The following is a 13,103-nucleotide window of genomic DNA, read 5'->3' on the forward strand; positions in this document are numbered from 1 at the left end:
CTACCGCCGCAGCTCGAACGTCGTCGTCCCGATCGTGATGGGCGTCCCCTCGGCGACGAGCACCGGGGAGGTCACCTTCTGACCGTTGACGAACGTGCCGTTGGTGGACTCGAGGTCGGTGACGACCCAGCCCTCGGCACGCAGATCGAGTCGGGCGTGGTTGGTGGACGTGTAGTCGTCACGGATGACGACGTTCGACTCGCTCGAGCGTCCGATGGTGATCGGACCGCCGCCGAGGGGCATCTCCATGCCCTCGCGCGACCCCTCGGTGATGACGAGCCTGGTGGCGACGGCGGTGTTCGACGCGGTGCCGCCGCGCTGGTCGATGAGCTCCGTGAACGCTCCGGCCGAGGCGGGCGCGGTCGTCGCGGTGGTCGGGATCGACGGGGTCGTCGGTCCGGACGGCCCGGCCTTCGGGTCGGTGGGGATGGTCCGGACGCGCTGCCCGAACAGGTCGCTCCGCAGGGCGAAGACGATCACGAACACGAACAGCCAGAGCACCGCGAGGAACGCGAAGCGCAGGACGAGCAGGGTCAGCCCCGTGGTCATCGAGCACCTCCGTCGTTCTCCGGGATCACCCGGAACACCATACGGGTACGTCCGATCTCGATGGTGGAGTCCGGCTCCACGATCGCCTGCTGGAAGCGCTCGCCGTTCAGCTTCGAGCCGTTCGTCGACCCGAGGTCGTTGGCCTGGGCGTGCTTGCCGTCCCAGATCACCTCGACGTGCTTCCGGCTCGTGCCGGTGTCCGCCACGGTGATGTCGGCGTCGGAGCCGCGTCCGATCACGGTGCGCCCGCGGTGCAGCTTGTGCCGCTGGGAACCGATGTCGAGGACCGCGACCCAGGCGACGTCGCGCTGGACGGTCGAGGAGTCGATCTGCAGGATCCCGGTGGACAGGGTGCCGTCCTGCTTGAGGGTGATCGACACGGGCCCGGAGAACGAGTAGTTTTGCGCCACCGCGTGCTGCTGCACCATCTGGCGCAGTTCGTCGATGAGTGGCTGCCCGATGTCCGTCATGCGCGTGCAGTCGGGCGGGGCGAGCCGGACGGTGAACTCGTTCGGGACGAGGATGCGCTCGCGCGAGACGACCGCGGCCTTCGTGTCGAGCTCGCGCCGGAGAGCGCTCGAGATCTCGACGGGCTGCACGCCGGAGCGGAAGGTCTTGGCGAACGCGCCGTTCACGGCACGCTCCAACCCTCGCTCGAAGCTGTCCAACAGGCCCATGGGTCTCCAGTGTTCTCGGTCAGGGACCTCTGCATGGTAGTGGTTGGCTCCTGGCACCGTCTGTGCATGGTAGTGTTCTGGGGCTGGCGCGAGTGGCGGAATTGGTAGACGCGCACGGTTCAGGTCCGTGTGCTGGAAACGGCGTGGGGGTTCAAGTCCCCCCTCGCGCACCGAGCAAGGAACAGGCCCCCGGAGGAATCCGGGGGCCTCTTCCGTTCCGCCCGCGTCCGCCCGGCGCCGCCCGTCACCCGGCCGGGAGGCACGGCTCGGCCCCGCCTCGTCGGTCGCGTCGACCGCGGCGCACTGCCGGCGCCGACGGCCGCGCTACCGTGACGACGTGGACACACCGACGACGGACGCGCGGCCGGGCCAGACGATCCCGGACGACCGGGGACGAACGGGTCTCGACAAGGTCGGCCGCGACCTCGACCGCAACCCGGACGTGGTCGTCCGCGACGTCGAGGTCGTGTCGAACGGCTGGCACGTGCTCCGACGGACGACCCTCGACGTCCGGCGCCGCGACGGCCGGTGGGACCGGCAGCAGCGCGAGACGTACGACCGGGGGAACGGCGCCACGGTGCTGCCGCACGACCCGGAGCGGGACACGGTGCTGCTCACCCGGCAGTTCCGCTGGCCGGCGTACGTCAACGGTCACCCCGACGGCATGCTCGTCGAGGCCGCGGCGGGACTGCTCGACGAGGACGACCCCGAGACCGCCGTGCGTCGCGAGGCAGCGGAGGAGCTCGGCATCCGACTCGGCCGGCTGACGGAGGTGTTCGACGCGTTCATGAGTCCGGGGTCGGTCACCGAGCGGGTGCACGGCTACGTCGGCGAGTACTCGCCGCGCGACCGGGTGGACGCCGGCGGTGGCCTCGAGGACGAGGGCGAGGACATCGAGGTGCTCGAGCTGCCGCTCGCCGAGGCGCTCGCGATGGTGGACGACGGGCGGATCGCGGACGGCAAGACGATCATGCTGCTGCAGTGGACCGCCCTGCACCGGGGCGCCCGCGACTGACCGGGCCGCTGGTCAGGCGCTCGCGCGCCAGACCACCTCGGTCGGCAGGATGAGTCCGTGCGGGCCGTCGTCGGTCCCGGCGATCTGTTCGAGCACCTGTCGCGCCGCGTGCTCGCCGAGGGTCTTCGCCGGCTGCCGCACGGTCGAGAGCGGCGGGTCACAGCGGAGCGCCCACGCACTGTCGTCGAACCCGACCACGCCGACGTCGCCGGGCACCGAGCGTCCGGCGCGCTGCAGGACGTCCATCGCCCCCGCGGCGACGGCGTCCGACGCCGCGAAGACCCCGTCGATGTCCGGCGCCCGGACGAGCAGCTCGCGCATGCCCTCGACACCGGCCGTGTAGCTGAAGAGCGGGTTCGGGGCGACGAGGGCGGGGTCGAAGCGGTCGCCGAGTGCGGCCTCGAAGCCGGCGAGGCGGTCCTGCCCCGAGTCGCGGTCGAGTCCGGACGCGAGCATCCCGATCCGCTGCCGTCCGGTCTCGACGAGCCGACTCGTGATCTCGAACGCGGCGGCACGGTTGTCGATCGCGATGTACGAGGTGTTCGGCGCGTCCGACGGATGGCCGACGAAGCACGCCGGCAGGCCGATCTCCTCGACGGCCCGGGTCACGGCGTCGCCGTCGCGGGCGGAGAGCACGATCGCTCCGTCGACGAAGCCCCCGCGGAGGTACTCGACCACGCGCTCGTTGTCGCGGGCGGAGTCGACCATGATTGTCACGAGCTGCTGGTCGGCTTCGGACAGCACCGTGTTCGTGCCGATGAGGATGTTGCCGATGTTGGGGTCGTCGAGCACCTGGACCGAGGGCTCGTGGACGATGAGTGCGACCGCTCCGGAGCGACGGGTGACGAGGCTGCGCGCTGCGGCGCTGCGGACGTAGCCGACGCGACGAACCGCTTCCTGCACGGCCTCGCGGGCCTTCGGGGAGACGTACGGCTCGTCGTTGAGGACCCGGGAGACGGTGCCGCGCGAGAGGCCGGCTTCGTCCGCGACGTCCTGGATCGTGGCGCGGGAACGGGCGGCACGGACGTCGGACATGCGGCAAGCGTACCGACCGTCCGCCGCGCTCCGTGCCGGTGCCGTGTTGACATCCGCTGCGTGCTGGTGTTCACTCTGGGAGCGCTCCCAGAACGACACGGACCCGTTCGTCCGCAGCTGACTGGGAGCGCTCCCAGAATCCTGGGTGGCCTTCGCCGTCGAAGGGGTCGTACGCGACCGGACGGCAGGGCCGCCCCGACCAGCGAGGACGCCCGTGACCACCACCACCCAGCCGACCGTCGCCACCGGTGCGCTCGGGCTCGGCTCGACCGGCCTGGCGTTCGGCTGCGACTACAACCCCGAGCAGTGGGACCCGGAGGTCTGGGTCGAGGACGTCCGGCTCATGCGCGAGGCCGGCGTGAACCTCGTCGCGATCAACGTCTTCGGGTGGTCGCACGTCGAGCCGCGGCAGGGGGAGTACGACTTCACCGCTCTCGACCGCGTCATCGAGCTGCTGCACGACGCCGGCATCGGGGTCGATCTCGGCACCGGCACCGCGTCGACCCCGCCGTGGCTGACCACCGCGCACCCCGAGGTCCTGCCGGTCGTCGCCGACGGCACCACCCGCTGGCCCGGAGGACGCCAGGCGTTCTGCCCGAGCAGCCCGGTCTACCGTGAGCACGCGCTCGCGCTCGTCCGTGCCACCGCCGAGCGCTACGGCGACCACCCGGCCGTCGAGCTGTGGCACGTCTCGAACGAACTCGGCTGCCACAACGCGCACTGCTACTGCGACGTCTCGGCGGAGGCCTTCCGGACCTGGCTGCGGGCCCGCTACGGCACGGTCGAGGAGCTCAACGCAGCCTGGGGCACCGCGTTCTGGAGCCAGCGCTACTCCGCGTGGGAGCAGGTCCTGCCGCCGCGCGCCACGCTCTCCTTCACCAACCCCGGCCAGACCCTCGACTTCGACCGGTTCTCCTCCGACGAACTGCTCGCGCACCACCGTGCCGAGGCCGAGGTCCTCCGCGGGCTCAGCGACAAGCCCGTCACCACGAACTTCATGGTCGCCGCGCACATCACCGCGATGGACTACTGGACGTGGACCGGTGACATGGACGTCATCGCGAACGACCACTACCTCGACCACCGCCTGCCCCGGCCGCACGTCGAGCTCGCCTTCGCCGCCGACACGACCCGTGGGCTCGCCGGTGGCGCCCCGTGGCTGCTCATGGAGCACTCGACGGGTGCCGTGAACTGGCAGCCGCACAACGTCGCGAAGGCCCCCGGCGAGATGCTCCGGAACACCGCTGCGCACATCGCCCGCGGCGCCGACGGGGTCTGCTTCTTCCAGTGGCGCGCGTCGGTGCAGGGCAGCGAGAAGTTCCACTCCGCGCTCCTGCCCCACGCCGGCACGGAGTCCCGCACCTGGCGCGACGTCGTCGACCTCGGCGCACTCGTCGAGCGCCTCGGCGAGCTCCGCGGCTCCCGCGTCGCCGCTGACGTCGCCCTCGTCTTCAGCTGGGAGAACCAGTGGGCGGCCGACCTGGAGGCGCACCCCACCACCGCGCTGCGGTACCTGGAGCAGGTCCACGCGTTCCACGGCGCGCTGTGGGACCTCGGCGTGACGGTCGACGTCGTCGCCCCCGGTGCACCGCTCGACGGCTACGCCGTGGTCGTCGTGCCCGAGCTGTACCTCGTCCGCGACGAGCACGCCGCGGTGATCGCCGACCACGTCGCCGGCGGTGGCAGCGCGGTCGTCACCTTCTTCAGCGGCATCGTCGACGAGCGCGACCGGGTCCGCACCGGCGGCTACCCGGGAGCCTTCCGCGACCTGCTCGGCGTCCGGGTCGACGAGTTCCTCCCGCTCGCCGCCGACCAGACCCTCGCGCTTTCCGACGGCACCCGCGCACACACCTGGTCCGAACCGGTGGAGCTCCGCGGCGCCGAGGCCGTCACGCACTACGCCGAGGGTCCGCTCGACGGCTCGCCCGCGGTCACCCGGAACGCGCACGGTGCCGGCAGCGCCTGGTACGTGTCGACCGTCCTCGAGGACGCCGCACGGGCCGACCTGCTCCGCCGGGTGCTCGACGAGGCCGGCGTGACACCGGACCCCGCCGCCCAGCCGGGCCTCGAGGTCGTCCGTCGCCGTGACGACCAGCACGAGTGGGTGTTCCTGCTCAACCACTCCGACCGGGCGGTCGAGCACCACGAGGCGGGCCACGAGCTCGTCGCCGACCGCGCCGTGGCCGGCACCACGACCATCGCCCCCGGTGGTACCCAGATCATCCGCACGGACAGGAAGCGTTCATGACCACCACAGCCCAGCGACCCCGGGTCGCCCGACGTCGACGCGGCGGGGGCTTCCGGTACCGCCGCGCGATCGCGGTCTTCGTCACGCCGTTCGCCGTGCTCTTCGCCGCGTTCTACCTCGTCCCGATCCTCTACGCGGTGTGGCAGTCACTGCTGAAGATCGAGCGCCAGGGGACGTTCGGCGCCCCGACGCAGGTGTTCGGCGGCCTCAGCCAGTACGTGCTCGTCTTCCAGAACAGCGAGTTCTGGGGCTCGATCCTCCGCGTGCTGCTGTTCGGCGTCGTGCAGGTGCCCGTGATGCTCGCCCTCGCCCTGGTCTTCGCGCTCCTGCTCGACTCCCCGCTCCTGCGCGGCAAGCGGTTCTTCCGCCTGGCGTTCTTCGCGCCGTACGCCGTCCCCGGGGTCATCGCGGCGATCATGTGGGGCTACCTCTACGCGCCGGACCTCTCGCCGTTCTCCGCCGTCACGTCGAAGGTCGACCTGCTCGGGTCCGGCACCGTCCTCTGGGCCGTCGCGAACGTCGTCACGTGGGTCTACGTCGGCTACAACATGCTGATCATCTACTCGTCGCTCCTCGCGATCCCGACCGAGATCTACGAGGCCGCGAAGCTCGACGGCGCGTCCCAGTTCCGGATCGCCTGGTCGATCAAGATCCCGATGGTGATCCCCGCGATCGTCCTCACCGCGGTGTTCTCGATCATCGGCACCCTGCAGCTCCTGACCGAGCCGACCGTGTTCCGGCAGTTCACCTCGACGATCTCGTCGACCTTCACGCCGAACATGCTCGTCTACTCGACCTCCTCGGTACCGAACTTCAACCTCGCGGCGGCGTTCTCGGTCGTCCTCGCCGTCGCCACGTTCGTCCTGTCGATCGGGTTCCTCCGACTGACCCAGCGGAAGGCCGCCCAGTGACCGTCAACGCACCCTCCCGACGCGACCTCGTGGCGGACGCTGGCCGTCCGCTCGAACCGAACCGTGCCTCCCGGCCGCACCAGCGCGGAGCGCGGGGACCGCGCGAGAGCGTCATCTCGCGTGGCGCGGCGATGCTCGTCATGGGCGTCTTCACCGTCTACTTCCTGCTGCCGATCTTCTGGCTGCTGGTGTCGTCGACCAAGACGACCGCGAACTTCAACACGACGTTCTCGCTGTGGTTCAGCGCCTCGTCCGTGCAGGACTTCGTCGGCAACCTCGGCCGGCTGTTCACGTACCAGGACGGCGTCTACGTCCGGTGGATGCTCAACAGCATCGCCTACGCAGGCGTCGCCGGGCTCCTCGGCACCGTGCTCTCCGCGATGTGCGGCTACGCGCTCGCGAAGTACCGGTTCCGCGGCCGCAAGGTCCTCTTCAACGTGTTCCTCGGCGGGGTGCTCGTCCCGGCGACCGCACTGGCCCTGCCGCTGTTCCTCATCTTCAGCCAGGTGGACCTGACCGACACGTTCTGGTCGGTGTTCCTGCCGAGCATCGTCAGCCCGTTCGGCGTGTACCTGTCGCGCCTGTTCGCGGCGTCGAGTGTGCCGGACGAGATCATCGAGGCTGCCCGCATCGACGGCTCCGGTGAGGTCCGCACCTTCTTCACCGTGGCGGTGCGGCTCATGTCGCCCGCGCTCGTGACGATCTTCCTGTTCCAGTTCGTCGCGATCTGGAACAACTTCTTCCTGCCGCTCGTGATGCTCCGCGACTCGTCGCTGTTCCCCGTCACCCTCGGCCTCTACACGTGGAACTCCAGCGTGAACCAGTACCCGGACCTCCGGACCCTCGTGCTCATCGGGTCGTTCGTCTCGGTCATCCCGCTGCTCGTCGCGTTCCTCTCCCTCCAGCGCTTCTGGCGGTCCGGCCTCGGAGCCGGCGGTCTCAAGTAGCAGCGACCCCGACCCCGTCGCGGCGGTGTCCCCCCAGCCGCAGCCGCGTCGGCCTCCACCAGCACCACCGACCCTCCACCCACATCCGAACGGAAACAGCATGAAGACAACGAAGTTCCTCAGCGTCGCCGCCGTGGCGGTCGCCGCGACCGTGGCCCTCGCCGGCTGCAGCGCCGGCGGCAGCGGCTCCGGCAGCGGTTCCGACACCGCGGCCGCGAGCTGCAAGCCGTCGAGCGGCAAGGTCACGCTCGACTTCACCACCTGGGTCCCCAACATGGACAAGGTCGTGGCGATCTGGAACAAGGAGAACCCGGACATCCAGGTCAAGGTCTCCATCGTCGCGAACGGCAACAGCGGCACGTACCAGAACTTCTTCAACCAGCTGAAGGCGAAGCAGGCGCCGGACATCGGCCAGGTCGAGTACGACACCCTGCCGGCGTTCCGGGTGCAGGGCGGCCTCGAGGACATCGGCGCCTGCGCGGGCATCAGCGACGCGAAGAAGGACTTCTCGTCCGGCCTCTGGAACCAGGTCACGTTCGGCGAGTCGAAGTCGGTCTACGCCGTGCCGCAGGACTCCGGCCCGATGGCGCTGTACTACCGCAAGGACCTCTTCGAGAAGGCCGGCCTGTCCGTCCCGAAGACGTGGGACGAGTACGCCCAGGACGCCGTGAAGATCAAGGCGATGGGCGGCAACATCACCAACTTCGCCAAGGGCGACGTCAACCAGTTCGCCGGGCTCGTCTCGCAGGCCGGCGGCCAGTGGTTCTCGAACTCCGGCTCGGACTGGACGGTGAACCTGACGGACAGCGCCTCGAAGAAGGTCGCGGACTACTGGCAGGACCTCATCGACAAGAAGCTCGTCAACACCCTGCCGAGCTTCACCGACCAGTGGAACAACGCCTACGACAAGGGCCAGGACTGGACCTGGGTCTCGGCCGTCTGGGGCGCGAACACCATCTCGAGCGGTGCGCCCTCGACCTCGGGCAAGTGGGCCGTCGCGCCGATGCCGCAGTGGACCGCGGGTGAGACCAAGTCCGCTGCCTGGGGCGGCTCGTCCAACGTCGTCTTCACGGGCAGCAAGCACCCGGCCGAGGCGTCGAAGTTCCTCGTGTGGCTGAACACCTCGGAGGAGGCGCTCGCCGCCCTCAACAAGGAGGCCAACCTCTACCCGGCGTCGACCACCGGCGCCGACCTCCCCGCGCTGACCGAGGGGCTCCCCTTCTACGGCAACCAGAAGATCTACGAGGAGTTCGCGTCCGCGGCGAAGGACATCCAGCCCTTCACCTGGGGTCCGACGATGACCCAGACCTACTCGGACGTGTCCGACGGGTTCGGCCAGGCGGCGTCCGGGAACGGCACGCTCCTCGAGGCGCTCCAGTCGGGGCAGTCGAAGACCGTCGCGGCGCTCAAGGCGCAGTCGATCCCGGTCAAGGGCTGACGCCCTGACGGGCTGAGGCGCTGACGCGCTGACGGACGGGAGGCACGGTGCCGGCTGGCACCGTGCCTCCCGTCCGTCGTGTGGTCCCGCCGTGCGCCGCGCGGTGCGGCTCCCCACGCGGTGCGAGGTTGTGCGCACCGTGCGAGGGGAATGCCCTGCCACCGTGTGGGAAACCTCGCACCGAGCGCGCCGCGGGCACGACCCCGTGCCCGCGGCGGTGGCGTCAGCCGACCCGATGGAGGTCCGGCTGCCAACCCCGGCGCGTGATCTGCGCCGACCAGAGCGCCCGGCCCGACCGGTCGGACGTCTCGGCGTCGAGCTCGATGCCGTCCACCCTCCGGTCGACGGTGATCGGGAGTCGCGCCGTCGCGCCGCAGGGGACGTCCCGCTCCGCGAGTGCCTTCCCGGGGTGCAGGTCCTCGCCGTCGCCGTCCTTCGTCGACGTGAAGGCGCGGACGCTGATCCGCACGCTCGCGGTGGACCGGCAGACGGCGAGCACGTCGTAGGACCCCGGCGACACCGAGGACAGCGCCGCTCCGGCGAAGGCGCGTCCGTCGTCGCCGACCGTGAGCCGGCCACCGGCACCGCCCTGGCCGTGCGCATCGCTCAGGGCGGACGACATGCGGTCGAGCCACGCCTGGCCGTCGTGGTCCGGCGCCGAATCATGCTGCGAGCAGCCCGTGAGCACGAGTGCGGTGGCGACGACGGTCCCCACGAGAGCGATGCGGGCGGGACTGCGTGTCGGCACGTCCCGAGCATGCCCGTCGTCGAACCCGTGCCGCAACGCCCCGTCCGGGGTCGTCGCGGCTTCCGTGACGTCAGCTCAGCGAGTCGTCCTCGTGGACCTCGAACGCCTCCAGCCGCGGGTCGTCGAGGATCGCCTCGACGAGTGCCCGCGATCCGGCGACCAACGTCGAGTCGAGGTCGATCTCCGTCGCCATCGCCCACGCACGGTCTTCGGGCCACAGCAGCTGTGGCGTGTGTCGCATCGGGTGACCGTCACCGACCGTCGCTCGATCGGTCCAGGTCGGGTCGGCGAGCTCCGAGGCGTCCGTCGCGAAGCAGACGAGGTCTCGCAGCGGCCACTGCAGGCGCGGCCCGGCGAGCGCGGCCACGAGGGCGTCCTGGTCGGCGCGGTGCCGGGCAATGCGCTGGTCGGCGTCTGCCTGCATCGCGACACGCTCGGCGTGCGTCGGCCCCGGTTCGTCGTCGGACCGCTGCCAGCCGACGACCAGCGTCCCACTGCCGTTGAGGTCGCCCCACCCGTCCCAGATCCCGGCGACGAGGTCGTCGGGCGTCGACGTGGCTGTCGCCAGGTGACCGAAGAGGACCGCGAGTACGGACGGGTCGAGCCAGCCCTCCTGCGGGGGTTCAGCACGCCAGCCGTCCGGGAACGGAAGGTCCGACTCGTCGTCCAGACCCGTCAGGCGATCCCAGCGCGTCCGTGCGTCCACGGTCCCGCCCGTGCGCGCCGCGACGTCGGCCCAGCGCCACGTCGCCGTCTCGAGCACGGGATGGTCGCCCCACCGGTCCGTGGTGCCCCGGTCGTCGCGGTGCGCGGTCACCGGGTGGAGCACCCGCGCGCACGCGGTGAAGCCGGTGCCGACGACACCCCCGATCGTCGACCACGCACCGGCCCGCCGGACGAGCCAGTCGCCGCGACCGACGTCGGTGAGGTGTTCCACGCCGCGAGCGTAGCCGTCCGGTGCCTCGCTCCCAGCGTGGCCGGGACCGATTCGGCAACGCGCTGACGGACGGGAGGCACGGTGCGGGCTGGCACCGTGCCTCCCGTCCGTCGTGTGGTCCCGCCGTGCGCCGCGCGGCGCGGCTCCCCACTCGGTGCGAGGTTGTGCGCACCGTGCGAGGGGAACGCCCTGCCACCGTGCGGGGAACCTCGCACCGAGCGCGCCGCGGGCACGAGCGCGGGTCAGGCGTCCGGGCCAGGTGCGTCGAGCGCGCGCGGGTCGAGGCCGACGGCACGGGCGATCGTGTCGCGCACGAGGCCCTCCCGGGTGGGCCGGTCGAGGTAGTCGACGAGGGCGTACCCGTTCGTGGCGTCGACGAGGGCGAACAGCAGCCGGCCGACCGCCGCCGGGTCCTCGGCGTGCATGACCCCTCCGCGGACGCCCACTGCGACGACGTCGGTCGCGAGTCGCTGCCAGTCGTCCATGACGTCGCGCGCGGCGGCGGCGAGCACGTCGTTCGTGCGGCCGAGGCTCCAGGCGTCGGCCCAGAGGACGGCGACGTCGTCGCGTGCAGGATCGGTCACCGCCGCCACGAGGACGGCCAGCTGAGCCACCGGGTCGTCCTCGTCCGCGACGAGCCGGGCGACCTCCGCGACCTCGGCGGACGCGATCGAGCGGAACGTGTCGCCGACGAGCTCCTCCATCGAGGGGCGGTAGTGCGCGACGAGCGACGGGGCGACGCCGACCGCGGCGGCGACCCCGCGCAGGGTGACCGCGGTCAGGCCGTCAGCACGGGCGACCGCGACGGCCGCCTCGGTGATCTGGGCCGCCCGCTCCGCGGGACTGAGGCGCCGGCGGGTCGGTGTGGTCGGCACGCGCACAGCCTAGACGGCGGGAACGCCGGTGCTGGCCGTCGGGCCGGTGCTGCCGGTCGCGCCGGTGCCGTTGGACGGGCCGGTGCCGCTGGTCGGGCCGGTGCTGCCGTCGACGACGAACGCGGCCCAGAGGTCGGCGCGGGTGGCGAAGGCGGAGAGGTCGCGGTCGAGCAGCCGCCCGGCGTGCTCGACCCGGGCGCGGGCGGTGTGTCGGTGGACGCCGAGGGCCTGCGCGGCACGGTCGTACTCGCAGTTCTGCTCGAGCCACGTGCGGACCGTGCGGGTGAGCTCGGTACCGGCGTCGCGGTCGTGGTCGAGCAGCGGGGCGAGGAACGCGCGGGCGACGGCCCCCGCGTCGACGTCGACGTGCGCGAGGTGGGCGAGCACGCCCTCCCGTGCGAGGTCGCCGAACTCGGTGGTGCCGGGGCGTCCCTCGCGGCGGCGGTCCAGCGCCTGCACGGCCTCGGTGCGCGCTCGGCCGAAGTACCGGTAGGAGGCGCCGTCGGACAGTCCGGCGTGCAGCTCGAACCGGTCGACGAGTTCCTCGACCACGGCGGTGTCCTCCGCGCCGACGCAGAGGAAGAGCGCGTCGTCCACGGCGAAGAACAGCCGACCGGGTCGGTCCTGCACCCAGAGCTCGAGCAGGTCGACGACCGCGTCGACGTCCTGGTCGGGGACGTCGACGGCCGCGATCCGCACCGGCTCCGGGGGGAGCGGCCCCCACACCTCACGCGAGGTCGAGTCCACCACGGCCGGGTCCCCGACCGACAGCATCGTGAGGAGCCCGGTGCGCAGGAGGCCGCGCGCGCGGGCGAGCTCGCGGTTCTGCTGCAGCGCGAGCCCGGCGAGGGCGATGACGGCGGTGACGACCTCGCGTCCCGCCCGGTCGAGCGTCCCCCCGTTCTGGATCGCGAGCACGCCGGCGAGGTGGCCGCCGCTGCCGAGCGTCTGGAGCGTGTACCCGGTCCGGTGCTCGGTGGTGACCGGCAGGCTCGCTCGCTGGCCCGCACGCAGGAGACGGAGCGCCTCGGACCGCAGCACGTCGAGGTCGGCGACCGGGACGGCACCGTCGGGGAACCCGCGGTCGAGCCGCCCGGAGAGGTCGAACAGCCCGACCCAACCGTCGAGTTGCCGGGAGAGCTCGGCGATCGTCGCACCGAGACCGTCCGGACGCATCGCGGCCAGCGAGATCGCCCGCTGCGCCGCGAGGGCCCAGGCGTTCCGGGCGTTCGCCTCGCGGGACACCGCGTCCGCGTTGGCCTGCGCGACGGCGATGAACGACGTCTCGTACGGCACCTCGAAGAGCGGCAGCCCGAGGGCGTCGCAGGCCTCGAGGAGCGACGCCGGGGTCCCGGCGCGGACGACCTCGGTCCCGAAGCCGAGCGCGACCACGCCGCGTCGACGGAGTCGTCCCACGTACGCCTCGGCCGCGTCCGCATCCACCTCGGCGTCCCCGAACTGCGTGCCCGTCGTGAGGAGGCCCTGCCCGTCGGCGAGGAACGGCGTCGGGTCCTCGAGGTCCGAGCTGTGCAACCAGGACAGCGGGGCGTCCAGCGCCGGGGCGTCGTCGCTGGTGAGCAGCCGGAGCCGCAGGTCGGCTCGGCGGAGCAGGGAGCGCAGGGTGGCGGACATGGCAGGACTGTATCCGCTGTGGCGAAGGAGCACCCTGCGGGTGTACGTCGTGGACGGTGCGTCTCGCGAGAGGAGGCTCCTACGATCGCCG

Annotated in this window: 12 protein-coding genes and 1 tRNA gene; 6 read left to right on the forward strand and 7 right to left on the reverse strand. The window is 71.7% G+C overall.

Going from position 1 to position 13,103, the window contains the following annotated elements:
• Both ABC270_RS01725 and ABC270_RS01730 read right to left on the reverse strand, forming a co-directional pair.
• The gene (locus ABC270_RS01725; protein WP_412879201.1) at positions 1-549 is read right to left on the reverse strand and encodes an FHA domain-containing protein FhaB/FipA; all 549 of its coding nucleotides are present in this window, start codon (positions 547-549) and stop codon (positions 1-3) included.
• Entirely contained in the window at positions 546-1,226 is a 681-nt protein-coding gene (locus ABC270_RS01730) for an FHA domain-containing protein (protein ID WP_412879202.1), read from the reverse strand. The genes ABC270_RS01725 and ABC270_RS01730 overlap by 4 nt, the downstream gene beginning before the upstream one ends.
• Before the next feature lie 86 nt (positions 1,227-1,312).
• Here ABC270_RS01730 and ABC270_RS01735 point away from each other — a divergent pair.
• Together ABC270_RS01735 and ABC270_RS01740 are read left to right on the forward strand one after the other, a co-directional pair.
• A tRNA-Leu gene (locus tag ABC270_RS01735) sits at positions 1,313-1,396 on the forward strand.
• A gap of 167 nt (positions 1,397-1,563) precedes the next feature.
• Entirely contained in the window at positions 1,564-2,241 is a 678-nt protein-coding gene (locus ABC270_RS01740; RefSeq protein ID WP_412879203.1) for an NUDIX domain-containing protein, read from the forward strand.
• A gap of 12 nt (positions 2,242-2,253) precedes the next feature.
• Here the strand turns inward: ABC270_RS01740 and ABC270_RS01745 are convergent, their stop codons facing one another.
• Positions 2,254-3,276, reverse strand: coding sequence for a LacI family DNA-binding transcriptional regulator (locus tag ABC270_RS01745; RefSeq protein WP_412879204.1), 1,023 nt, complete (start codon positions 3,274-3,276; stop codon positions 2,254-2,256).
• Positions 3,277-3,490: 214 nt separating this feature from the next.
• Here ABC270_RS01745 and ABC270_RS01750 point away from each other — a divergent pair, with 214 nt between their 5' ends.
• The 4 genes from ABC270_RS01750 (at position 3,491) to ABC270_RS01765 (ending at position 8,820) form a co-directional block, all read left to right on the forward strand.
• The gene (locus ABC270_RS01750) at positions 3,491-5,524 is read left to right on the forward strand and encodes a beta-galactosidase (RefSeq protein ID WP_412879205.1); all 2,034 of its coding nucleotides are present in this window, start codon (positions 3,491-3,493) and stop codon (positions 5,522-5,524) included.
• Positions 5,521-6,435 (forward strand): carbohydrate ABC transporter permease, encoded by a 915-nt coding sequence (locus tag ABC270_RS01755; RefSeq protein ID WP_412879206.1) that lies wholly within the window; start codon positions 5,521-5,523, stop codon positions 6,433-6,435. Before ABC270_RS01750 ends, ABC270_RS01755 begins: the two co-directional genes overlap by 4 nt.
• Positions 6,432-7,382 (forward strand): carbohydrate ABC transporter permease, encoded by a 951-nt coding sequence (locus ABC270_RS01760; RefSeq protein ID WP_412879207.1) that lies wholly within the window; start codon positions 6,432-6,434, stop codon positions 7,380-7,382. Before ABC270_RS01755 ends, ABC270_RS01760 begins: the two co-directional genes overlap by 4 nt.
• A 100-nt stretch (positions 7,383-7,482) precedes the next feature.
• Complete coding sequence (locus ABC270_RS01765) at positions 7,483-8,820, forward strand: ABC transporter substrate-binding protein (protein WP_412879208.1); 1,338 nt, start codon at positions 7,483-7,485, stop codon at positions 8,818-8,820.
• Between the two features lie 223 nt (positions 8,821-9,043).
• Here ABC270_RS01765 and ABC270_RS01770 read toward each other — a convergent pair whose 3' ends face one another.
• From ABC270_RS01770 to ABC270_RS01785, 4 genes are all read right to left on the reverse strand, one after another.
• A complete protein-coding gene (locus tag ABC270_RS01770) occupies positions 9,044-9,568 on the reverse strand; it encodes a hypothetical protein (protein ID WP_412879209.1) in 525 nt (174 codons plus the stop codon).
• A gap of 70 nt (positions 9,569-9,638) precedes the next feature.
• Positions 9,639-10,505 carry a hypothetical protein gene (locus ABC270_RS01775; RefSeq protein ID WP_412879210.1) on the reverse strand — a complete coding sequence of 289 codons (867 nt, stop codon included), beginning with the start codon at positions 10,503-10,505 and terminating at the stop codon, positions 9,639-9,641.
• Positions 10,506-10,747: 242 nt separating this feature from the next.
• Positions 10,748-11,380: a TetR/AcrR family transcriptional regulator gene (locus ABC270_RS01780; RefSeq protein ID WP_412879211.1), complete on the reverse strand. Its 633-nt coding sequence runs from the start codon at positions 11,378-11,380 to the stop codon at positions 10,748-10,750.
• Between the two features lie 9 nt (positions 11,381-11,389).
• A complete protein-coding gene (locus tag ABC270_RS01785; RefSeq protein ID WP_412879212.1) occupies positions 11,390-13,012 on the reverse strand; it encodes a PucR family transcriptional regulator in 1,623 nt (540 codons plus the stop codon).
• Positions 13,013-13,103: the final 91 nt, after the last annotated feature.

Origin of the sequence: Curtobacterium phoenicis (assembly GCF_047238015.1) — a bacterium.
Taxonomy (GTDB): Bacteria; Actinomycetota; Actinomycetes; order Actinomycetales; family Microbacteriaceae; genus Curtobacterium.

What these genes read in the sequence shown, in the direction of transcription:
- ABC270_RS01765 (WP_412879208.1), top strand. Translation starts at nt 7,483, where the DNA reads ATGAAGACAACGAAGTTCCTCAGCGTCGCCGCCGTGGCGGTCGCCGCG.
- ABC270_RS01725 (WP_412879201.1), bottom strand. Translation starts at nt 549, where the DNA reads ATGACCACGGGGCTGACCCTGCTCGTCCTGCGCTTCGCGTTCCTCGCG.
- ABC270_RS01745 (WP_412879204.1), bottom strand. Translation starts at nt 3,276, where the DNA reads ATGTCCGACGTCCGTGCCGCCCGTTCCCGCGCCACGATCCAGGACGTC.
- ABC270_RS01785 (WP_412879212.1), bottom strand. Translation starts at nt 13,012, where the DNA reads ATGTCCGCCACCCTGCGCTCCCTGCTCCGCCGAGCCGACCTGCGGCTC.
- ABC270_RS01730 (WP_412879202.1), bottom strand. Translation starts at nt 1,226, where the DNA reads ATGGGCCTGTTGGACAGCTTCGAGCGAGGGTTGGAGCGTGCCGTGAAC.
- ABC270_RS01755 (WP_412879206.1), top strand. Translation starts at nt 5,521, where the DNA reads ATGACCACCACAGCCCAGCGACCCCGGGTCGCCCGACGTCGACGCGGC.